The organism is Enterobacter sp. BIGb0383, from assembly GCF_003751845.1.
Classification (GTDB): Bacteria; Pseudomonadota; Gammaproteobacteria; order Enterobacterales; family Enterobacteriaceae; genus BIGb0383.
The window spans coordinates 46,300-68,731 of the sequence record NZ_RJKQ01000006.1; the positions used below are offsets into that span (position 1 = coordinate 46,300).

Consider the following 22,432-nt stretch of genomic DNA (forward strand, 5'->3'; position numbering starts at 1 on the left):
GGGCTGCATACCGACGGGATCAGATCTTTTTAAAGATCAGAGAACCGTTGGTGCCACCGAAGCCGAAGGAGTTACACAGGGTGTACTCCATTCCGCTGACCTGACGCGCTTCGTGCGGGACGAAGTCCAGATCGCAACCTTCATCCGGGTTATCCAGGTTGATGGTTGGCGGAACGGCCTGATCGCGCAGGGCAAGGATCGAGTAGATTGACTCTACCGCGCCCGCCGCACCCAGCAGGTGCCCGGTCATCGATTTGGTGGAGCTGACCAGCACGCGGCTGGCTTCCGCACCAAATACGGACTTCACCGCCTGGGCTTCGGCTTTGTCGCCTGCCGGGGTCGAGGTGCCGTGGGCGTTGACGTAGCCAACCTGAGATGGCGTAACGCCGGCATCACGCAGCGCATTGACCATCGCCAGTGCCGCACCCGCGCCGTTTTCCGGCGGAGAGGTCATATGGTAAGCATCGCTGCTCATACCAAAACCGACCAGTTCAGCATAGATTTTCGCGCCGCGTTTTTTCGCGTGCTCGTACTCTTCGAGTACCACCATACCCGCACCGTCGCCCAGCACGAAGCCGTCGCGATCTTTATCCCACGGACGGCTTGCCGCCTGCGGATTTTCATTATGGGTAGAGAGCGCACGCGCTGCACCAAAGCCACCCACGCCAAGCGGGGTACTGGCTTTTTCTGCGCCACCTGCCACCATCGCATCGGCGTCGCCATAGGCGATCATCCGCGCGGCCTGGCCGATGTTATGCACACCGGAGGTACAGGCTGTCGCGATAGAGATGCTCGGACCACGCAGGCCGAACATAATTGTCAGATGGCCAGCGACCATATTAACAATCGTCGAGGGTACGAAGAACGGACTGATTTTACGCGGACCGCCCTGCACCAGCGAAGCATGGTTTTCTTCAATTAAGCCAAGACCGCCAATGCCGGAGCCGATAGCGGCACCGATACGCGTGGCGTTCTCTTCTGTGATCTCAAGACCAGAATCATGCATGGCCTGGACACCGGCGACAATTCCATATTGAATGAAGGCATCCATCTTGCGCTGTTCTTTGCGCGAGATAATGTCATCACAGTTAAAATCCTTTACTAAGCCAGCAAATTTCGTTGCATAGGCGGTAGTATCGAAATGGTCGATCAGGCTGATGCCACTCTGACCGGCAAGGAGAGCTTTCCAGGTAGACTCTACGGTATTGCCGACAGGAGACAACATGCCCAGTCCGGTCACAACTACACGACGCTTAGACACGTTTGTCCTCCAGGGAGGGAAAAAAGAGACTTATGGGAGAATCAGATAAAACTCAGGCGGTCGAATGACCGCCTGGAGATGTTCACTTACGCCTGGTGACCGTTGATGTAATCAATGGCAGCCTGAACGGTGGTGATTTTCTCAGCTTCTTCGTCCGGAATCTCAGTATCAAACTCTTCTTCCAGAGCCATTACCAGCTCAACAGTGTCAAGAGAATCAGCGCCCAGGTCCTCAACGAAGGAAGCGGTGTTTACAACTTCTTCCTGCTTAACGCCCAGCTGCTCGCCGATAATTTTCTTAACGCGTTCTTCGATAGTGCTCATACTCTTAAATTTCCTATCAAAACTCGCTTTCGCGATGGTTTTCGTAGTGTATAAAATGTTGAAAAATTTGCAACTAAATCCCGGCAGGTCTTACCACGATTTTACGCTATTTTGCGGCTATTCGCCCAAATAACGCAAATGTTTTATCGCGGATTAGACCATATACATCCCGCCATTGACGTGCAACGTCTCACCAGAGATGTAAGCTGCTTCGTCAGAGGCTAAAAATGCAACCGCGCTGGCGATTTCCTGAGCGCCGCCGAGGCGACCCGCAGGAACCTGCGCCAGAATACCCGCACGCTGCTCGTCAGAGAGCGCACGCGTCATGTCCGTTTCAATAAAGCCCGGAGCAACAACGTTCACCGTAATACCGCGAGACGCGACTTCACGCGCCAGCGATTTACTGAAACCGATAAGACCCGCCTTCGCCGCAGCGTAGTTGGCCTGACCGGCATTTCCCATGGTACCAACCACAGAACCGATAGTGATAATACGGCCATGACGCTTTTTCATCATAGCCCGCATTACCGCTTTTGACAGACGGAAAACCGATGACAGGTTGGTTTCCAGAATATCGTTCCACTCATCGTCTTTCATACGCATCAGCAGATTGTCGCGTGTGATCCCGGCGTTGTTCACCAGAATATCCACTTCGCCAAATTCCGCACGGATGGTTTCAAGCACAGAGTCGATAGACGCCGGATCGGTCACGTTTAACGCCAGACCTTTACCGTTCGCCCCTAAATACTCGCTAATCGCCTGCGCGCCGCTTTCGCTGGTGGCAGTACCGATAACTTTTGCGCCACGCGCAACGAGGGTTTCAGCGATAGCACGGCCAATACCGCGGCTTGCACCGGTAACCAGCGCGATTTTTCCTTCAAAACTCATGGTGTTCCTCTTTTATTGCGCAAGTGCCGCTGACAGCGCTGCTGGCTCATTAATGGCCGCTGCGGTCAGGGTATCTACAATACGTTTGGTCAGGCCGGTCAGTACTTTACCCGGTCCCACTTCATACAGGTGTTCGACACCCTGGGAGGCCATAAATTCAACGCTCTTCGTCCACTGCACCGGGCTATAGAGCTGGCGCACCAGCGCATCGCGGATAGCCTCAGGCGTGGTTTCACACTTCACGTCAACGTTGTTCACCACCGGAATGGTCGGAGCGCTGAAGGTGATTTTGTTCAGTTCAACGGCCAGTTTCTCAGCGGCAGGCTTCATCAGCGCACAGTGAGACGGCACGCTGACCGGCAGCGGCAGCGCACGTTTAGCGCCTGCAGCTTTACAGGCAGCGCCTGCACGCTCAACGGCTTCTTTATTGCCGGCGATAACCACCTGGCCCGGCGAGTTAAAGTTCACCGGAGAGACAACCTGCCCTTCGGCAGACTCTTCGCAGGCTTTCGCGATAGCAGCATCATCAAGACCGATAATCGCTGACATCGCGCCGGTGCCTTCCGGCACGGCTTCCTGCATAAATTTACCGCGCAGTTCGACCAGGCGAACGGCGTCGGCGAACGGGATCACCCCGGCGCAAACCAGCGCAGAGTATTCACCCAGGCTATGACCTGCCAGCAGAGCAGGCGCTTTACCGCCCTGCTGTTCCCAGACACGGTACAGCGCCACGGAAGCGGTCAGCAGCGCAGGCTGAGTCTGCCAGGTTTTGTTCAGTTCTTCCGCCGGACCCTGCTGGGTCAGCGCCCAGAGATCGTAACCCAGCGCGGCCGAAGCCTCAGCAAAAGTTTCTGTCACAATCGGGTATTCTGCCGCGATGTCCGACAGCATCCCAACGGTCTGGGAACCCTGTCCCGGAAACACAAATGCAAATTGCGTCATCTTTTAAATCCTTAGTTAGAAACGAACCAGCGCAGAACCCCAGGTGAACCCGCCACCAAAGGCCTCAAGCAGTACCAGCTGACCTGGTTTAATTCGTCCATCACGCACCGCTTCGTCCAGCGCACTAGGCACCGACGCGGCAGACGTATTACCGTGGCGATCGAGGGTGACAACGACGTTGTCCATCGACATCCCGAGCTTTCTGGCGGTCGCGCTGATAATGCGCAGGTTCGCCTGATGCGGCACCAGCCAGTCCAGCTCGCTGCGATCGAGATTATTCGCCGCCAGCGTCTCATCAACAATATGCGCCAGCTCGGTGACAGCCACTTTAAAGACTTCGTTACCGGCCATCGTCAGGAAGGTCGGGTTTTCCGGGTTAACGCGGTCGATATTCGGCAGCGTCAACAGCTCACCGTAGCTGCCGTCGGCATGCAGGTGAGTCGAAATAATGCCTGGCTCCTCGGAAGCGCCCAGCAGCACAGCGCCTGCGCCATCACCGAAAATAATGATAGTGCCGCGATCTTCCGGATTACAAGTCCGCGCCAGCACGTCGGCGCCGATGACCAGCGCATGTTTAACCGCGCCGGATTTCACGTACATATCGGCCACGCTTAACGCGTAGGTAAAACCGGCACAGGCCGCCGCCACGTCAAACGCCGGGCAGCCTTTGATTTCCAGCATCGCCTGAACCTGACAGGCCGCGCTCGGGAAAGCATGGGTCGCAGAAGTGGTCGCCACGATGATCAGACCCACCTGGTCTTTATCAACGCCCGCCATTTCCAGCGCACGTTTAGCCGCTTCAAAGCCCATCGTCGCAACGGTTTCATCCGCTGCTGCAATACGGCGTTCACGGATGCCCGTACGGGTGACAATCCACTCGTCGGTCGTTTCGACCATTTTTTCCAGATCGGCGTTAGTTCGCACTTGCTCGGGCAGATAGCTGCCGGTACCAATAATCTTCGTGTACATGTACGCTCAGTCACTCTTGGGTAACATACCCGCCGTTTCACTTTGCCCGAAACCGGCTGGATATAACAATTCCAGGCGAGCGGCAATCCGCTGGGGAACCTGCCGCTGCACCGCCTGCACTGCCTGTTCAATCGCGACGGCAAACGCTCGCTGATTGGCCGCACCGTGGCTCTTCACCACCGTGCCGCGCAATCCTAACAGACAGGCGCCATTATACTGGTCGGGGTTGAGGTGACCGAATCGCCTTGCCAGGCTTTTTTGTAACCAACGTTTTAATAACCACAGCCACCACGACCTTTTTTTCCCCTCACCCTGAGATTTCAGCAGTGAAAGAAAGAGTCTGACAACCCCTTCCATGGTTTTTAATGTGACGTTTCCCGTAAATCCGTCACAAACCAGCACATCGGTTTTCCCGGTCAGCAGTTCATTCGCTTCCAGATAACCGATGTAGTTAATCGAAGAAACCGTTTTCAGTCGCGCAGAAGCGTCACGAATCGCGTCATGACCTTTATTCTCTTCTTCGCCAATATTGAGCAGGGCGACGCGCGGGTGGTTCATCCCCACGACCTCTTCCGCCAGCACCGACCCCATCACCGCAAACTGCACCAGCATACTGCTGTCGCAGTCGAGGTTTGCGCCGAGGTCGAGCACGACCGTTTTCCCTTTCTGCTGGTGCGGTAAAATCGTCACCAGCGCCGGGCGCTCAATCCCTTCAATAGGCCTGAGGAGCAGCTTAGCCAGCCCCATCAGCGCCCCGGTATTCCCCGCACTCACGCAGGCCTCAGCCCGCCCTTCTTTTACCATTTCCAGCGCCACACGCATCGAGGTCCCGCGGCTTGCGCGTATTGCCTGCGACGGACGCGCATCACCAGCAATCACCGATTGCGCAGGGATAATCTGCAGACGTGAACGTTGTTCGAAATCTGCTCTGGCAAGTAATGGCGTGATTGTGTCGGGATCGCCGACTAAAAGAAGTGTGAGTTGCGGATTAGAATCCAGTGCCTGCAGTGCTGCAGGCACCGTCACGGAAGGTCCAGAATCCCCTCCCATGACATCTAACGCCAGGGTTAGACGTGTCAAAGTATCATCGCTGCCTGGTCAGGTCATTCCCCGCGTGAGCGGGGAAATCCTCACTAAGCTTCACCACGCATACGCGTGATTACTTAGTGATGACCTTGCGACCGCGGTAGAAACCGTCGGCAGTCATGTGGTGACGCAGGTGGGTTTCACCAGAAGTTTTGTCTACAGACAGGCTGGTGACTGCGGTCAGAGCGTCATGAGAACGACGCATGCCACGTTTGGAACGGGTTGGTTTATTTTGTTGTACGGCCATGGACCTTACTCCTCAATTACGGTTCATCCCCGTTTATACCGGGGAAATACCTATTACTTACGCTTTAAGCTGGCTAATACGGCAAATGGGTTTGGTTTTTGCGCTTCATCAGGCAATTCGCCAAAGACCATGTCCGCCTCGGACACTTCACAGTGTTCAGAATCATGCACCGGAACTACCGGCAGGGAGAGGATGATTTCATCTTCTACCAGCGCCAGCAGATCGATTTCACCGAATTCGTTAACCTCAATCGGTTCGTACGCTTCCGGTAGTGCTTCAGCCTGCTCGCGTGAACGAATCGGACTGAAACAATAGGTTGTGTGGACATGATAAGGGAACGGTTTCCCGCAACGCTGACATGCCAGTGTTACCGATACCTTCGCATCACCGGTAATGACCGCGAGGCGTTGGTTATCGATAGCGAATGACATCTCGCATTCCACATCACTGTCCACACTGACGACTGAAGCCGTGACACGCTCAGCCTGATCGCCAGAGTAGACACCCTGGTAATCGAGGCGTTTTTGAGCCGTGCGAACCGGATCAAGAGTCAGGGGTAATTTTACCTTTTGCATAGGGCGCGCATATTAACTTCGTAACGTCATAGAGTCAAAGAAAAAGGCAGCCTGAGGTTGCCTTTCGCCAGTTATTCGCACACATTGCGGCCAGTAGTTTAAAATGACGCAATCCAATACGCTATATGTGAGCGAAAAAAATATGACGAATCTGGTTCTTGCTTCCACTTCTCCGTTTCGCCGTCAGCTGCTGGAAAAACTGGGGCTGCCTTTTGAGTGCGTGGCCCCGGAGGTTGATGAAACCCCGCACGACGGCGAATCCCCCCGCCACCTGGTACTGCGCCTGGCGCAGGCCAAAGCCCAGGCGATGGCTGAACGCTACCCGCAGCACTTAATCATTGGCAGCGATCAGGTGTGTCTGCTCGGCGGTGAAATCACCGGCAAGCCAAAAACGGAGGAAAATGCGCGCCGACAGCTCAGCCTCGCCAGCGGCAATATCGTGACCTTCTATACGGGCCTGGCGCTGTATAACTCCGCCACCGGGGCGTTACAAACCGAATGTGAACCCTTCGACGTCCATTTCCGCCACCTAAGCGAGCAGGAAATCGATGACTACGTGCGTAAAGAACGTCCCCTCCACTGTGCGGGCAGTTTTAAGTGCGAAGGCCTGGGGATCGCCCTGTTTGAACGGCTGGAAGGACGCGATCCCAATACGCTGATTGGCCTGCCGCTGATCGCGCTGTGCCAGATGCTGCGGCGGGAAGAGCGTAACCCCTTGTTAAGCTAATGCTTTACCGATCACAGTTTCTTTTTTAAGCAGCACGTAGAGTCCTCCTTGATATTAAAACGTCGTTTTAATTTAAGGAGAGATGATGAAAGCTTCCCATCACTGGGCGCTGGCCCTCGGCCTGCTGGGTGCCAGCGTCGCCTGCGCTCAGGATAGCTGGCAAACGCAGGGCGTGGTTGAAGGTAATCTCCCTGCCAGCTGGCAGGCACTCAAGACGCAGATGCGCTACCCGGACTCCTGGCTCTCGGGCCAGTACAGCGATTTTTCCGCCTGGCAGAGCCACAGCCGCCAGATCCTGCGCCAGGCGCTGCTAACGCCAGAATCTACCCGCCCCTTCTCGCCGCAAACCCTCTCTGAGGAGGATCGCGGCAGCTATACCGCCCAAAAGCTGGCCCTCAATATTACCGATGACAATCGCATTGCGGCCCTGATGCTGACGCCAAAATCACCCGGCCCGCATCCGGCTATCGTGCTGCTCCACGATCACGGTTCAAAATTCGATATTGGCAAAGAGAAGATGATCCGTCCCTGGCAGGATCCTGCGAAGCTCGCCAGCGCGCAGGCCTGGGCAGATAAGTTTTTCAGCGGTCGCTTTGTCGGGGATGAACTGGCAAAACGTGGCTATGTGGTGATCGCTATCGACAGCACCGGCTGGGGCGATCGTGGCCCGATGGTTTATGAACAGCAGCAGGCGCTGGCCAGTAACTATTTTAACCTCGGTCGCTCTCTGGCGGGCGAAGTGGCCTACGAAGATATGCGCACCGTCGATTTCCTTGCCGGTCTCCCGGGCATCGATAAAACGCGTATTGGCGTGCTGGGCTTTTCAATGGGCGGCTATCGCGCCTGGCAGCTGGCAGCCCTCTCAGAGAAGGTTGCCGCGACGGCGGTAATCTCCTGGTTCGGCACCTGGAACGGACTGATGCAGCCGGGCAACAATGTCCTGCGCGGGCAGTCGGCGTTTTATATGCTGCATCCTGGCGTGTCGGCAAGACTGGATATTCCGGATATCGCCAGTATCGCCGCGCCGAAGCCAATGCTTATCTACAGCGGCGGCCAGGATAAACTGTTCCCGCCCCAGGCGGTCGAGGAAGCCTTTAACAAGGTGCATAAGGTGTGGGCGTCACAGCAGGCGCAGGATAAGCTGATCACCCGTAGCTGGCCGGATCTGGGCCACGTGTTTTATCAGCAGCAGCAGGACGAGGTCTTCCCCTGGCTGGATAAGTGGCTTAAACCCTGAGTTGAAGGTGGAAACGTGCGGGCAGAACGCCCGCACGCTGGATTACTTCGCGTTGCGCAGGATCTGCAGGCAGCGTTTCAGTTGGTTATCCATCGGCGCTTCCATACGTAGCGTTTCACCAGTACCAGGATGGGTAAAGGTTAACGCGGCCGCGTGCAGGAACAGACGGCTCAGGCCGGTGTTGGCCAGTTGGGCGTCGAACTCGCGGTCGCCGTAGCGGTCGTCAAAGGCGATAGGATGCCCGGCATGGAGCGCATGAACGCGGATCTGATGCGTACGTCCGGTCACCGGACTGCAGCGCACCAGCGTTGCGCTCTCATAGCGTTCTTCTACTTTAAAGCGCGTTTCTGACGGTTTACCTTCGCTGTTCACCCGAACAATACGCTCTCCGCTCTGGAGAATATTTTTCAGCAGCGGGGCCTGGACCACTTTCACATGCGACTGCCACTGTCCGCGTACCAGGGCAAAATAATCTTTCTGCATCCCCTTTTCACGCAGCTGCTCATGCAGCGAACGCAGGGCCGAACGTTTTTTGGCAATCAGCAGCACGCCGGAGGTATCGCGGTCCAGACGGTGAACCAGTTCCAGGAAGCGCGCTTCCGGACGCAGGGCGCGCAGGCCTTCGATCACGCCGAAGCTCAGCCCGCTGCCGCCGTGTACCGCCGTACCGGAAGGTTTATTCAGCACCAGCAGATGGTCGTCTTCATAGAGGATCACGCCTTCCAGCGCGGCCACCTTTTTCAGATGGGGCGATACCGCCTCGTCATCCCGCTCCGCAACGCGTACAGGCGGAATACGGACTTCATCACCATCTTCCAGCTTATACTCTGGCTTGATGCGTTTTTTATTCACCCGCACTTCGCCTTTGCGAAGGATGCGGTAAATCATACTCTTCGGCACGCCCTTAAGCTGGGTGCGCAAAAAGTTATCAATACGCTGCCCCGCTTCATCAGCGGTAATAGCAACGATTTTTACGGAAGGATTCTCAGTTTTCATGGGGGGCGATTCTAATTAGCTGTGCCAGATAGCGCCACTCCTTTTTCTGTGCTTATATTTATCTTTACCCTGCTCTTACAGCCTCGCTTTATCGTTAGTTGATGGTTATTAAAACAATCAGCCGGGGATAAGTGAAAAAACTGTGAGTAACCGGGTGATAAATGGTAAAAGTCATCTTGCTATAACAAGGCCAGCAATGGAATAATGATGCGGTTTTCCGTGCTGATTCTTGTTAAAACAAGCATGTTACGGAATGACCAGTTTTATCTGTCCGATCATCTACGCAGCAATGGCATAAGACGTATTGATCTTTCAGATTGTTAGCGGGCTGCGGGTTGCAGTGCTTACCGGTAAATGGAATCTTCTCTGGAGAGTGTTCCCAGGCTGTTCCCCCTGAATAATTGCGCTGTGTTTCCGTATGAAATGCAGGCAACCGACACTTTGCGCCTCTTAAGCGTACGACAACCGTGAGGTTGGCGACGTGCACAGTCACGAGGCCATCGGTTCACACCCGGAAAGACATCACCATGCCCGTAGCTCTATCGTCAATGATAGAATAATGAGTAAGTTACGATGAAAAGAATGTTGATCAACGCAACTCAGCAAGAAGAGTTGCGTGTCGCCCTCGTTGATGGGCAGCGGCTGTACGACCTGGATATCGAAAGCCCGGGACACGAACAGAAAAAAGCGAACATCTACAAAGGCAAAATTACCCGTATTGAACCAAGCCTTGAAGCTGCGTTTGTCGACTACGGCGCAGAACGTCATGGTTTCCTGCCTCTGAAAGAAATTGCCCGCGAATACTTCCCAGCTAACTACAATTCTCACGGCCGTCCGAACATCAAAGACGTGCTGCGCGAAGGCCAGGAAGTCATTGTCCAGATCGATAAAGAAGAACGTGGCAACAAGGGCGCCGCCCTGACCACCTTTATCAGCCTGGCCGGCAGCTACCTGGTGCTGATGCCGAATAACCCACGCGCTGGCGGTATCTCCCGTCGCATCGAGGGTGACGACCGCACCGAGCTGAAAGAAGCGCTGTCCAGCCTTGAACTGCCGGACGGTATGGGTCTTATCGTACGCACCGCAGGCGTAGGCAAGTCTGCCGAAGCGCTGCAGTGGGACCTGAGCTTCCGCATGAAACACTGGGAAGCCATCAAGAAAGCCGCCGACAGCCGCCCTGCTCCGTTCCTGATCCATCAGGAAAGCAACGTTATCGTGCGCGCCTTCCGCGACTATCTGCGCCAGGACATCGGCGAAATCCTGATCGACAACCCGAAAGTGCTGGAGCTGGCTCGCCAGCATATCGCCGCCCTGGGCCGTCCGGATTTCAGCAGCAAAATTAAGCTCTATAGCGGCGAAATTCCGCTGTTCAGCCACTATCAGATCGAATCGCAGATCGAATCGGCCTTCCAGCGCGAAGTCCGTCTGCCGTCCGGTGGTTCTATCGTTATCGATTCCACCGAAGCCCTGACCGCCATCGACATCAACTCCGCACGTGCTACCCGCGGCGGTGATATCGAAGAAACCGCGTTCAACACCAACCTGGAAGCCGCCGATGAGATCGCTCGTCAGCTGCGTTTGCGCGACCTCGGCGGTCTGATCGTTATCGACTTTATCGATATGACGCCGGTCCGTCACCAGCGCGCGGTGGAAAATCGCCTGCGTGAAGCGGTGCGTCAGGATCGTGCGCGTATCCAGATCAGCCATATTTCACGTTTTGGCCTGCTGGAGATGTCCCGCCAGCGTCTGAGCCCGTCCCTCGGCGAGTCCAGCCATCATGTCTGCCCGCGCTGTAGCGGCACCGGCACCGTTCGTGATAACGAATCCCTGTCGCTGTCTATCCTTCGTCTGATCGAAGAAGAAGCGCTGAAAGAAAATACGCTGGAAGTTCACGCCATCGTCCCGGTACCGGTAGCCTCCTACCTGCTGAACGAAAAACGTGCGGCCGTCAGCGCTATCGAAGCCCGTCAGGGCGGCGTGCGCTGCGTGATCGTGCCGAACGACCAGATGCAAACGCCGCACTACTCCGTGCTGCGCGTGCGTAAAGGTGAAGAGATTTCCGCCCTCAGCTACCTGCTGCCGAAGGTGCATGAAGAAGCGATGGCGATGCCGTCGGATGAAGAGCGCACCGAACGTAAGCTTCCGGAGCAGCCAGCCCTGGCCGCTTTCGTCATGCCTGACGTACCGCCAGCACCGCCGGCTGAAAATGCACCGCGTAACGCGCCTGCCGCTACAGCCACAGCGCCAGCTGCTGCCCCGGCCGCACCTGGCCTGCTTAGCCGCTTCTTTGGTGGTCTGAAACAGCTATTTGCCGGTACGCCGGAAAGCAAACCGGCTGAAGAAGTCGTCACCGAGAAGAAAGAACAGAAGCAGGAACGTTCTCAGGAACGCCGTAAGCCGCGCCAGAACAACCGTCGTGACCGCAACGACCGTAACGATCGCCGTGATAATCGCGCCGAAGGCGGTGAAGCCCGCGAAGGCCGTGAGAATCGCGAAGGTCGTGAAAACCGTGAAGGCCGCGAGGGTCGTGATGACAACCGCCGTAATCGCCGCCAGGCCCCGCAGCAGAACGCCGAAACGCGTGACGCTCGCCAGCAGCCGCAGGCCGACGATAGCGAGAAGGCCAAAGGACGTGAAGAGCAGCAGCCGCGCCGCGAACGCAATCGTCGCCGTAACAGCGATGAGAAGCGTCAGGAGTCGCAGGACGTTAAAGCCATTGACGAACAGCAGCCGGTCGCGGTTCAGGAAGACGATCAGGAAACCCGCGGTCAGGTGATGACGCGTCGTAAACCGCGTCAGCTGAGCAAGAAAGTGCGCTTCACGTCTGAGGCCGATGCCGCAGCCGAAAGCGCTGCCGTCGCTCAGGTACAGGACAAGGTTGAGACCGGCACGCCGGAAGTTGCAAAACGCGATCTTCCTGCCGTCGTCGAGACGCCGGTTGAGCAGGATGAAAACACAGAATCACGTGATACCTCAGGTATGCCGCGTCGTTCACGCCGTTCACCTCGCCATCTGCGCGTCAGCGGCCAGCGTCGTCGTCGCTATCGTGACGAGCGTTACCCGCTGCAGTCCCCGATGCCGCTGTCCATCGCCTGTGCCTCACCTGAAATGGCCTCCGGCAAAGTGTGGATCAACTACTCTCTGCCGCGTCAGCAAGAGCAGGAGCAGATTGTTGAAGAGCAGGTTGAGCAAGAGATCGCACAGCCGGTTGCAGAAACCGTTAACGACGCCGTTGTCGCTGAACAGGTTGAGCAGGCCGTCATTGCTGAGCCAGAAGCTCCGGTTAGCGAACCGCAGGCTCCGGTCGTTGAGACTGCCCATCCTGAAGTGATTGCTGCCCCGGTTGACGAGCAGCCTGAGCTGATTGAACCGCAGGATCGCGTTGTTGCTGAAGAGACCGCTGACGCTGCTGAACCGGCTGCCGAAGCACCGGTAGCAGAAGAGCCAGTTGTTGCCGCTGAGCCAGCGCCGGTGGTACAGCCGCAGCCTGAGCCTGTTGCAGCGGCACCTGTTGCAGCGGCACCTGTTGTTGCTGCACCTGTTGTTGCTGCGCCGACCCGTTACGCCACCGCGCCGATGACCCGTGCTCCGGCACCGGCCTACGTCGCGGAAGCACCGCGTCACAGCGACTGGGTTCGCCCGGCGTTCGACTTCGAGGGTAAAGGTGCTGCGGGTGGCCATAGCGCAACCCACACTGCCACCGCAGAAGCGACGCGTCCGCAGTCTGTTGACTAAGCGAACGCGCTCTGAAAAACCGGCCTGATGGCCGGTTTTTTTATGCCTGCGATTTACGCATCCCGGAAACCTGCGGCATAACCTCGCGCATCAGCTCGAGAAACTTACGCAGACGCGCCGGATAGTATCGCGCCCACGGATAGACCAGATGCACCGGGAGCGGTGCCGCCTGCCACTCGGGAAGCAGCTCAACCAGGCGTCCCTCACGAATATCCTCTTCCACGGTCCAGCTGGAGACAATCGCCACGCCCAGACCGGCCAGCGCGCTGTTACGCGCCACGTAAATGCTGTCCGTGCTGAGCCGCGGCGAAATCGCGATGGTTGCCGTCTGCTGCCCGTCCCGATGCGTCAGCACAACCTGGTGCCGGTAAAAGGAGCTGACGGCAATCCACGGCAGTGCGGAGAGCGATTGCGGGTCGTGAGGGTTATCAAGAGAGGCCGCAAGTGACGGGACGGCGACCAGGCTGCGGGGCACCTCCGCCAGCTGTACCGTTACCGTGGCCGGGTCAATCTCCGCCCCAACCCGGATCGCACAGTCGATATTGTCGCTGAGAAAATCGACGGCTTTATCATTCAGCATCCACTCCACGTCCAGTTTCGGATGGCGGGTGAGAAAGGCAACCAGCGGCGTTAACAGCTGCTGCTGACCAAACGCGTGAGGTGCCCGCACCCGCAATACCCCGACCGGATCGTCCCCGGACTGCTGGAGCTCATCTTCCAGCGCCAGCCAGCCGTCGATGAGCTGCTTCGCATGCTGATAGCAGCGCTCGCCGTCATCGGTCAGCTTCATGGCGTGCGTGGTACGCAGGATCAGCTTCGCGCCCAGGAGCAGCTCAAGCGACTGCAGACGGCGGCTGATCGTCGCCTGGGTTGTCGCCATCTGCCCTGCCGCCGCCGACAGGGAACCCGCCTCCACGATACGGACAAACGTCCGCATCAGCTCAATACGGTCTATACGCTCAGCTCTTTTCATTATCGCCATAGTTATACGCTACATGTATAACCGTTTTACCACCGCAGCGGCTACCGCGCCAGCGTCCGGCGGGTAAAAATAGCCTCACTTTGATGTTGAGGAAACAACCATGACGACCCATACAGCTCCATCTGCCGCCGCCCGCTGGATAATTTTTATCCTTGCCCTCGGCGCCGGCACCAGCGTTGCCGCAATTTACTACGCCCAACCCCTGCTCCCGCTGATCGGCAACGATCTGCATCTTAGCGTTGAAGGAATGGGGCTGGTGCCGACGCTGACCCAGGCGGGCTATGCCCTGGGCATTCTCTTTCTGCTGCCGCTGGGCGACCGCTATGACCGCCGGACGCTGATCCTGGTCAAGAGCGCCGTACTGGCCTTACTGCTGTTCGCCTGCAGCCTCTCCGGGCAGCTCAACTCCCTTCTGGTGATGAGCCTGCTGCTGGGGATGGCAGCCACCATGGCACAGGATATTGTCCCGGCGGCGGCGATCCTCGCCCCTGCCGGTCAACAGGGTAAAATGGTCGGAACGGTGATGACCGGTCTGCTGCTGGGGATCCTGCTGTCGCGTACCGTCAGTGGTCTGGTCGGTGCCGCGTTCGGCTGGCGAATCATGTATCAGGCTGCGGCGGCCTGTATCGCGCTGATCGGTATCCTGATGTGGCGCGTCCTGCCACACTTTACCGTCCAGTCAGATTTGAGTTACCCGGCACTGATGCGTTCGATGGCTCAGCTCTGGCAGCGCTACCCGGCTCTGCGCCGTGCCGCGCTGGCTCAGGGGTTCCTTTCCATTGCCTTTAGCGCCTTCTGGTCAACTCTGGCCGTGATGCTGCTGGAACGCTATCAGATGGGCAGCGCTATTGCCGGGGGGTTCGGTATTGCCGGGGCCGCAGGTGCGCTCGCCGCGCCTCTGGCAGGTGGCCTGGCGGACAAAATCGGTGCCGAACGGGTGACCCAACTGGGTGCAGCCCTGGTTACCGCCTCTTTTGCGCTAATGTTCTTCCTCCCCGCACTGCCGCCGCATGCTCAGCTGGTGCTGATTGCGCTGTCGGCGGTAGGATTTGACCTTGGCCTGCAGTCCAGCCTGGTGGCGCACCAGAACCTGGTGTACGGTCTTGAACCCCAGGCGCGTGGCCGCCTTAACGCTCTGCTGTTTACCGGCGTGTTTATCGGGATGGCGTTGGGTTCAGCGGTGGGCAGCAAGCTTTATACCCTGGCAGGCTGGCCGGGCGTGGTGATACTGGCAACGGTGACGGGAGGGATTGCCCTGGCTATCCGCATCGCAGAAAGTGCACGCCTTGCCAGAGTACAAATTTCACACGCGGAATAAAAAAAAGCCCGCTCCGGGGTGGTGGAGCGGGCAGACAAAACATACCCAGTTTCGAAGCATGTTTTAAAGCGAAGATTCAATCGTGTTATCTATTCAGCTGGAACAGGGACATTCCCTGCAGGTCGCTAAACGCTTTATAGGAGGCCTGAAGCGCCGCCTGATTCATGATGTAAGACGAAATGGCCGCGGTGGTATCCACATCAACCAGATTACTCATCTGCTCTTTCTGACCCAGTTCACGGTCTTCACCCAGTTCGTTCAGTGCTGTCAGTTCCTGCATCTGGACACCGACTTCAGCGCGTACAGTAACAACGTTATCCAGTGAGTTTTTCAGCCCACGTTGACTTTTTTCGATACGCGCCGTTTGTGCAGCCTGTGCGGTGGCATCACCGTCAGTCGGCGTTTTCAGGGCAGCAATAGCCGTGTCAAGCATGACAAAAAGACTGGTTTCCGTATCCGCAGGGTTGGCTTCCTGAGTCGCATTACTGGTGATGCTGTCAAAAATTTGCTTGCCCGTATGACCAATGACCATCGAACGAGCCGCATCAACCTGCTGGGTTACCGCATTCGTTCCGCCCTGATAGACACCGGTCGCCGGATCGAATGAGGGGTCTTCCGTTTTAAAGCCACCAAAAATATAGCGACCGTTGCCATCAGACGTATTGGCCAGGTTCATCAGCTGATCGCGAATCCCCTGCAATTGCGTGGCCAGAGAAGCACGGTCAGAATCTGCCAGTACGCCGGTGTTAGCCTGAATCAGCGTTGATTGAGCAGATGAAATAACAGTAGCAACATTACCCAGAACGCTATCTTCAAGCGCCACGCGCTGATAAGCAAAGCCACGCGCCGTCGCATACTGGCTGTTCTGCGCCTGCGCCTGGGAGAGCACAACCGCCTGCGCCGCCGCAACCGGGTCGTCAGAGGCGTTGACGACGCGTTTACCGGTCGACATCTGCTCACCGCTCTTCAGCCATTCGGCCTGGCTGCTGGTGACGCTACGCATATTCTGGTCATACATCATTTGAGTACTAATACGCATCTTTCATTACTCCTTAGCGAATGCCCAGTATCGCGTCAAAAAGCGCGTTGGCGGTTTGCAGAACCTGGGCATTAGCCAGATAGTACTGCTGATAACGCTGCAGATTGCCGTACTCTTCGTCAAGGTTGACGCCAGAGATGGACTGCTGCTGGTTGCTCAGTTGTGTCACAACGTTGGCCTGCGTGGTGCTGGTGGTTTTCAGGCTCTTGGTGGTGTTACCCACTTCGCTGACCAGGGTCGCATAGGCATCGTTAAAGCTTTTTTTGCCGCCAACGAGGGTGCCGTCTTTCTGCAGATCCAGCAGTTTCTGGCCGTTACGGTTATCGCTCGCGCCGTTATCCGCATCGTCCACCCCAAGGGCAATTTTCGATTCGTCTTTAATCAGCAGTTCCATATTGATAATGGTGTCGCTGACCGGACGAACGGTAAAGCTGTCATTTTCGGCGGCCGTTCCGGCGATGGAGACTTCCATTCCGCCGAAGGTCAGCGTCCCGGCACCGGCATCGAAGTTTGCGGCAACGGGCGCGTTATCGGATAGACGCGTCACCTGCCAGGTCCCGCCGGTAAACGCAACTTTATAGTCGGATGCCGTCACGTCTTTTGCCGTCTGAATAGTCGGCGTCAACACCGCATTACCGGCGTTTTTGGTGTTATTCAGAGAATACGGCTGACCCAGTTTAAAGAAGTCGGTGCCGTCAGCGCCGTCGGCATCGATACCCTGCTTATGCTGGGCGTTAAACGCGCTGCCGAAGGCCATAGCCAGCTGGTTGACGCTGTTACGCGCGCCGTCCAGATCTTTGCTGCGGAAGCTCAGCAGGCCGCCAAGGCTACCGTTGGTAATCAGCTTCTCAGGAATTTCAATGTTACCGGCCAGGGCATCAACATAGGCAACGGTAGTACGGGTTGGGTCCGCGCTGGACGGTACTGCCGCCAGCTGACGTGCGGTGCTGCCCTGAACCAGGGTGTAGCCGTTCGCCATGGTGATGTTGTAGTTCTTGCCGTCCTGGACGGAGACATCAACACCGACAATTTTATTCAGGTTGCTGACCAGCTGATCGCGCTGATCCAGCAGGTCGTTCGGCGATGCACCGCCGCCCACCGCGGTCAGGCGAGAAATCTGCTCGTTAAGCGAGGCGATTTGCTTGCTGTAGGTATTGATCTGCTCAACGCTGGAGGTCACCGCGAGATTGACCTGTTTATCCTGATCGCGCAGGTACTGGTCGGTGACTTTAAACTGGTTAACCAGTCCTTCAGCCTGACCCAGCAGAGACTGGCGCGACGCCGGGTCTTCTGCGTTACCGGCCAGGGTTTGCAGCGTCGAGAAGAAGCTCTGCAGCGTGCTGGAGAGCGTGTTGGTTGAGCCAGAGAGAATATTGTCGATTTTCGACATCTGCTCATACTGCGTGGTCAGACCGGCACTCTGGGTCTGCGCACCGCGCAGCTGATTGGTGATAAACGAATCATATTCACGCTGCACGCCGGCCACGTAAACACCGTTACCGATCCAGCCGCCCGAGGTCAGCGTGTTGTTCGACTGACCCAACAGCGTCGTCTGGCGGGTATAGCCAGCAACGTTATAGCTGGCAATGTTGTTACTGGCGGTATTCAGAGCAGCCTGGGCTCCGCTTAGCCCGCTCATGGCGCTGTTAATCAAACTCGACATGGAGATTCCTTATACTCGTTCAGACTGAAGTCTTGATTATCTTTATCGGCACCAGTGCCATGAACTTGAGACGTTTCAGAACAGATTTTCGATATCGTTGCTGTAAGCTTTGCTGACTTTTTCACCCATCGATTTCATCTGCTGGATCATACTGGTCAGCTTACGGGCATAGTTCGGGTCAGTGGCATAGCCTGCGCTCTGCAGCGCCTGTGCGCCCTGCTCTGCGGTCGATGCCGTAGTCACCGCGGCGTAGCGCGGGTTACGGGTCAGCAGACCAACATAGTCGGACAGCGCTTCAAGATAAGAGCTATAGACGCGGAATTTGGCTTTCACCTTCTTCGCTTCGCCGTTTTCAAATTCGGTGGTGGTAATTTCCGTGACCGGACCTTTCCAGTTGCCAGACGCTTTCACACCAAACAGGTTAAAGCTCGGATCGCCGTTTTCACGGCGAATCTGCCGCTGACCCCAGCCCGATTCCAGCGCCGCCTGGGCCAGAATCAGATGATGCGGGATCCCGCTCTGCTGGCTCGCCAGACGCGCAGGCAGCGAGAGCTGGGCCAGGAAGTCTTTACTGTCACCGGAGAGATCGGCATCAGAACCATCCGGCGCTTTCGGCATGGCTTTACGTACCATCTGCGTCAGCGCCTGATTCTGATAGCTGGTCACCGTTTCGAGATCGAACTTCATCGGCACCTGCGGGGTTTCATCCGTCGGTCCCTGGGCTGCCGTCATCTGCTTCACCATCATATCCGCCAGTCCCAGCCCCTTGCCCGCCGTCATCTGCTGGGCAATTTGCTGGTCATACATACTGGTGTATAGCCGGGTTGAATCGCTGCTGAATAAACCGTCCTTCGGCAGCGCTTCACGCATGCTTTTCAGCATCATCTGGACAAACATCCCTTCCACCTGACGGGCCACAGGCTTGAGATTCGCCTGCGGATCCTGTCGGGTGCTGGATTTCAGTTCGTTCAGCGACTGGGCATCCCATGCCGCACTGGAGAGCAATCGGCTATCGGTCAGCATTAGATGATTTCCACTTTAGCGCGCAGGCAGCCCGCGGTTTGCATTGACTGAATAATCGACATTAAATCGATCGGCGTTGCGCCAAGCGCATTCAGTGCCCGCACCACGCTGTTCAGGTTGGCGCTGGAACGCACGCTCTGCAGGGAGCCGCCGCTCTGACGCATATCGATCTGCGTTTGCGGGGTGACCACCGTCTGCCCACCGCCAAACGGCGTGTTCGGCTGGCTGACGTTCGCGGTCTGGTTAACCGTCACGGACAGATTACCCTGAGCAATAGCACAGGTGTCGAGCGTCACTTCGCGGTTCATTACCACCGAACCGGTACGCGAGTTGATAATGATTTTGGCATCCTGAACCGGAACATTGACTTCCAGGTTCTGGATATCGGCCAGCAGACGGACCTGATTACTGGCACCCGATGAGGCGCGAACCTGGACGGTACGAGCATCCAGCGCCGTGGCGCTGCCGAAACCGCCGCGACGATTGATGGTGTCAGCAATCTGCTGCGCCATCGTAAAGTCTTCCTGGTTCAGCTGCAGGTTAATGCTGTTACCGGCACCAAACTGGGTCGGCAGCTCACGCTCGATAGTTGCACCGTTAGTGATACGACCACCGTTAAGCTGGTTGACCTGAACGCTACTGCCGCCAGCCGCCGCACCGGCACCGCCGACCAGGATGTTACCCTGCGCGAGGGCGTAAACCTGGTTATCAACGCCTTTCAGCGGCGTCATCAGCAGCGTACCGCCACGCAGACTTTTGGCGTTACCCATAGAGGAAACCACCACGTCGATGCCCTGCCCCTGGCGAGCAAACGCCGGGAAGTTGGCCGTCACCATCACCGCAGCCACGTTTTTCAGCTGCATGTTGGTGCCCGTGGGAACGGTAATCCCCATCTGGGACAACATGTTGTTAAGACTCTGCGTCGTAAACGGAGTCTGGGTCGTCTGGTCACCCGTTCCGTCCAGACCGACCACCAGACCATAACCAATCAGTGAGTTTCCACGCACGCCCTGTACGCTGGTGAGATCACGGATGCGCTCGGCCTGGGCAAAGGTTGCCGCCAGCGTCAACACAACACAAATCAGTGATTTAAACATAGTCACCTCGCTTACATCGGCGATAAATTCAGGAAGAAACGTTGCAGCCAGCCCATATTCTGCGCTTCGTTGATGTAGCCGTTGCCGACATACTCAATGCGCGCATCCGCCACCTGAGTGGAGGGTACGGAGTTGCTGCCACTAATGGTGCGGGGGTTAACCACACCGGAGAAGCGGATGAATTCAGTGCCCTGGTTGATGGCAATCTGTTTTTCACCCACGACGTGTAAATTGCCGTTCACCAGGACCTGATCGACGGTCACGGTCAGCGTGCCGCTAAAGGTGTTGGTAGCGTTGGCGCCGCCTTTACCGTCAAAGGTGTTCCCGCCGGACGCGCTCATATCAGCGCGCGCATTGCCGAACAGTCCCTGCAGATAACGCGGTACGGTATCGAAGCCAAACGAGCTGTTGCTGGTACGGCTGGCATTGGCCGAAGAACTCTTACTGGCACTGACGTTTTCCTGGAGGACAATCGTCAGCGTATCGCCGATATTGCGCGGGCGACGGTCTTCAAACAGCGGCTGATAGCCGGTGTTAACAGGCTGCGCAATCTGGAAAATAGACCCGTTCGCTACCATTACAGGGCCAGGCGTCGGCTGTGCCGTCGTGGCACCGGCGACCAGCGGTTTAGAGGGAACCAGGGCGCATCCGGTCAGGGATATCGCCAGTATGGCCAGGAGCGGATAGCGTAACGCAGCAGTTTTTAGCATTGCTTTCATCTTCAAAATCAGGGTGCCGGTGCAGCCAAAGCCACACCGGCTACGCCTTAGAGTTGCGTCAGTTTTTGCAGCATCTGATCGGTCGTCGACACGGCCTTGCTGTTAATTTCGTAAGCGCGCTGAACCTGGATCATATTGACCAGCTCTTCGGCTACGTTAACGTTAGAGGTTTCAACATACCCCTGGTACAGCAGACCGGCACCGTTCAACCCAGGCGTGCTGTCGGTCGGCGCGCCGGAAGAGAGGGTTTCGGTGTAGAGGTTTTCACCAATACTCTCAAGACCGGTATCGTTCATAAAGGTGGTCAGGTTGAGCTGGCCCACCTGGACAGGCGCAGCCTGACCCTGCTGGGTAACGCTAACCACACCGTCACGCCCGATGGTGATGCTCAGGCTGTTGGCCGGAATGGTAATCGCCGGCTGAACCTGGAAGCCACCGGCGGTAACCAGCTGACCATTCTGATCGACCTGGAAAGAACCGTCGCGGGTGTAAGCAGCCGTTCCGTCTGGCAGCGCCACCTGGAAGAAGCCCTGGCCTTTAATCGCCACGTCTTTACTGTTGTTGGTCTGCGACAGGTTACCCTGGCTATGCAGGCGTTCAGTCGCTACCGGACGAACACCGGTACCAATCTGCAGGCCAGACGGCAGGTTAGTCTGCTCGGAGGACTGTGCGCCCGGCTGACGAATTGTCTGGTACAGCAGATCTTCAAAGACCGCACGCTGACGCTTGAAACCATTGGTGCTTACGTTCGCCAGGTTGTTGGCGATCACGTCCATATTGGTTTGCTGAGCGTCCAGACCGGTTTTAGCAATCCACAATGAATTGATCATAAATATCCCGTTATTAACTCATGTTCAGCAGCTGGTTAGCACGCTGCGCGTTCTCGTCCACGCTGCCGATAACCTTCATTTGCATTTCAAACCGGCGGGCGTTGGCGATCATATCGGTCATCGCGTCAACGGCGCTTACGTTACTGCCTTCCAGCACGCCCGACATCACGCGGATGGTGGCATCAGCCTGCAGAACAGGACCACGCGCCGCGGTCGCCGCCTGGCTCAGACGGAAAACACCGTCGTCACCGCGAACCACTTCATTGGCATCGGCTTTGACCAGCTTGAGCCGGCCAACCGGTGCCACGGTGTTCGGCGGATCGCCCGGGTTCATCGCGGAGATAGTCCCGTCGGCGGCGATCGTGATCTGGCTGCCTTCCGGAACCGTAATCACCCCGGCTTCACCCACGACCGGACGGCCCTGAATGGTTAACTGCCCGGTGGCGCTCACCTGAATATTACCGTTACGGGTATACCCTTCCGTACCGTCCTGCGTTTGCACCGCCAGCCAGCCATCCTGCTGCAGGGCAACGTCCAGCGGACGGGAAGTGTAATCAAACTTACCCGGCGTCATGTCGGCACCCGGCGTGGACGCCGTAACCAGCGTACGCGTTGGCAGCGACAGGCCTTCAACCGGCACCGCACGCAGCGCATTAAGCTGCGCACGGAAGCCCGGCGTGGAGGCGTTGGCGAGGTTGCTTGCGGTGACAGCCTGCTGATTCAGCGTCTGGCTGGCGGCCCCCATCGCGGTATATATTGCGTGATCCATTAAGCC

21 protein-coding genes are annotated in these 22,432 nt (G+C 57.0%); 4 read left to right on the forward strand and 17 right to left on the reverse strand.

The window, feature by feature from the left end; all coding sequences use genetic code 11:
* Positions 1–19: 19 nt before the first annotated feature.
* The 8 genes from fabF to yceD all read right to left on the reverse strand — a co-directional run bounded on the left by fabF (position 20) and on the right by yceD (position 6,291).
* Positions 20–1,261 (reverse strand): beta-ketoacyl-ACP synthase II, encoded by a 1,242-nt coding sequence (gene fabF / locus EDF81_RS21855; RefSeq protein WP_123350277.1) that lies wholly within the window; start codon positions 1,259–1,261, stop codon positions 20–22.
* An 86-nt stretch (positions 1,262–1,347) separates the two neighbouring features.
* Positions 1,348–1,584 (reverse strand): acyl carrier protein, encoded by a 237-nt coding sequence (gene acpP / locus EDF81_RS21860; RefSeq protein ID WP_004157115.1) that lies wholly within the window; start codon positions 1,582–1,584, stop codon positions 1,348–1,350.
* A gap of 153 nt (positions 1,585–1,737) precedes the next feature.
* Complete coding sequence (fabG, locus tag EDF81_RS21865) at positions 1,738–2,472, reverse strand: 3-oxoacyl-ACP reductase FabG (protein WP_123350278.1); 735 nt, start codon at positions 2,470–2,472, stop codon at positions 1,738–1,740.
* Between the two features lie 12 nt (positions 2,473–2,484).
* Complete coding sequence (gene fabD / locus EDF81_RS21870) at positions 2,485–3,414, reverse strand: ACP S-malonyltransferase (RefSeq protein WP_123350279.1); 930 nt, start codon at positions 3,412–3,414, stop codon at positions 2,485–2,487.
* Between the two features lie 15 nt (positions 3,415–3,429).
* A complete protein-coding gene (locus EDF81_RS21875) occupies positions 3,430–4,383 on the reverse strand; it encodes a beta-ketoacyl-ACP synthase III (RefSeq protein WP_123350280.1) in 954 nt (317 codons plus the stop codon).
* 6 nt (positions 4,384–4,389) lie between these two features.
* Entirely contained in the window at positions 4,390–5,463 is a 1,074-nt protein-coding gene (gene plsX, locus EDF81_RS21880) for a phosphate acyltransferase PlsX (RefSeq protein WP_123350281.1), read from the reverse strand.
* Positions 5,464–5,542: 79 nt separating this feature from the next.
* Positions 5,543–5,716 (reverse strand): 50S ribosomal protein L32, encoded by a 174-nt coding sequence (rpmF, locus tag EDF81_RS21885; RefSeq protein WP_006819481.1) that lies wholly within the window; start codon positions 5,714–5,716, stop codon positions 5,543–5,545.
* Between the two features lie 53 nt (positions 5,717–5,769).
* Positions 5,770–6,291, reverse strand: a complete 522-nt coding sequence (gene yceD, locus EDF81_RS21890; RefSeq protein WP_123350282.1) for a 23S rRNA accumulation protein YceD — start codon at positions 6,289–6,291, stop codon at positions 5,770–5,772.
* A 142-nt stretch (positions 6,292–6,433) separates the two neighbouring features.
* On the opposite strand from yceD, the gene EDF81_RS21895 reads away from it, so the two are divergent.
* Together EDF81_RS21895 and EDF81_RS21900 are read left to right on the forward strand one after the other, a co-directional pair.
* Complete coding sequence (locus EDF81_RS21895; RefSeq protein WP_123350357.1) at positions 6,434–7,018, forward strand: nucleoside triphosphate pyrophosphatase; 585 nt, start codon at positions 6,434–6,436, stop codon at positions 7,016–7,018.
* Positions 7,019–7,100: 82 nt separating this feature from the next.
* A complete protein-coding gene (locus tag EDF81_RS21900; protein ID WP_184999578.1) occupies positions 7,101–8,255 on the forward strand; it encodes an alpha/beta fold hydrolase in 1,155 nt (384 codons plus the stop codon).
* A 42-nt stretch (positions 8,256–8,297) separates the two neighbouring features.
* Here the strand turns inward: EDF81_RS21900 and rluC are convergent, their stop codons facing one another.
* Entirely contained in the window at positions 8,298–9,251 is a 954-nt protein-coding gene (rluC, locus tag EDF81_RS21905; RefSeq protein WP_123350284.1) for a 23S rRNA pseudouridine(955/2504/2580) synthase RluC, read from the reverse strand.
* A gap of 573 nt (positions 9,252–9,824) precedes the next feature.
* Here rluC and rne point away from each other — a divergent pair.
* A complete protein-coding gene (gene rne / locus EDF81_RS21915) occupies positions 9,825–12,986 on the forward strand; it encodes a ribonuclease E (RefSeq protein ID WP_123350285.1) in 3,162 nt (1,053 codons plus the stop codon).
* Positions 12,987–13,026: 40 nt separating this feature from the next.
* Here the strand turns inward: rne and EDF81_RS21920 are convergent, their stop codons facing one another.
* Complete coding sequence (locus tag EDF81_RS21920; protein ID WP_123350286.1) at positions 13,027–13,959, reverse strand: LysR family transcriptional regulator; 933 nt, start codon at positions 13,957–13,959, stop codon at positions 13,027–13,029.
* A 109-nt stretch (positions 13,960–14,068) separates the two neighbouring features.
* Here EDF81_RS21920 and EDF81_RS21925 point away from each other — a divergent pair, with 109 nt between their 5' ends.
* Positions 14,069–15,286, forward strand: coding sequence for an MFS transporter (locus EDF81_RS21925; RefSeq protein WP_123350287.1), 1,218 nt, complete (start codon positions 14,069–14,071; stop codon positions 15,284–15,286).
* 85 nt (positions 15,287–15,371) lie between these two features.
* On the opposite strand, the gene flgL is transcribed toward EDF81_RS21925, so the two are convergent.
* The 7 genes from flgL to EDF81_RS21960 form a co-directional block, all read right to left on the reverse strand.
* Positions 15,372–16,325: a flagellar hook-associated protein FlgL gene (gene flgL / locus EDF81_RS21930; RefSeq protein ID WP_123350288.1), complete on the reverse strand. Its 954-nt coding sequence runs from the start codon at positions 16,323–16,325 to the stop codon at positions 15,372–15,374.
* 13 nt (positions 16,326–16,338) lie between these two features.
* On the reverse strand, positions 16,339–17,988 hold the full coding sequence (flgK, locus tag EDF81_RS21935; RefSeq protein ID WP_123350289.1) for a flagellar hook-associated protein FlgK: 1,650 nt from the start codon (positions 17,986–17,988) through the stop codon (positions 16,339–16,341).
* Between the two features lie 75 nt (positions 17,989–18,063).
* Positions 18,064–19,011, reverse strand: coding sequence for a flagellar assembly peptidoglycan hydrolase FlgJ (gene flgJ, locus EDF81_RS21940; protein WP_123350290.1), 948 nt, complete (start codon positions 19,009–19,011; stop codon positions 18,064–18,066).
* Complete coding sequence (locus tag EDF81_RS21945; protein WP_123350291.1) at positions 19,011–20,108, reverse strand: flagellar basal body P-ring protein FlgI; 1,098 nt, start codon at positions 20,106–20,108, stop codon at positions 19,011–19,013. The genes flgJ and EDF81_RS21945 overlap by 1 nt, the downstream gene beginning before the upstream one ends.
* Before the next feature lie 11 nt (positions 20,109–20,119).
* Entirely contained in the window at positions 20,120–20,818 is a 699-nt protein-coding gene (locus EDF81_RS21950) for a flagellar basal body L-ring protein FlgH (RefSeq protein WP_184999577.1), read from the reverse strand.
* Positions 20,819–20,874: 56 nt separating this feature from the next.
* Positions 20,875–21,657 carry a flagellar basal-body rod protein FlgG gene (flgG, locus tag EDF81_RS21955; RefSeq protein ID WP_123350293.1) on the reverse strand — a complete coding sequence of 261 codons (783 nt, stop codon included), beginning with the start codon at positions 21,655–21,657 and terminating at the stop codon, positions 20,875–20,877.
* Between the two features lie 13 nt (positions 21,658–21,670).
* A complete protein-coding gene (locus tag EDF81_RS21960) occupies positions 21,671–22,426 on the reverse strand; it encodes a flagellar basal body rod protein FlgF (RefSeq protein WP_123350294.1) in 756 nt (251 codons plus the stop codon).
* Positions 22,427–22,432: the final 6 nt, after the last annotated feature.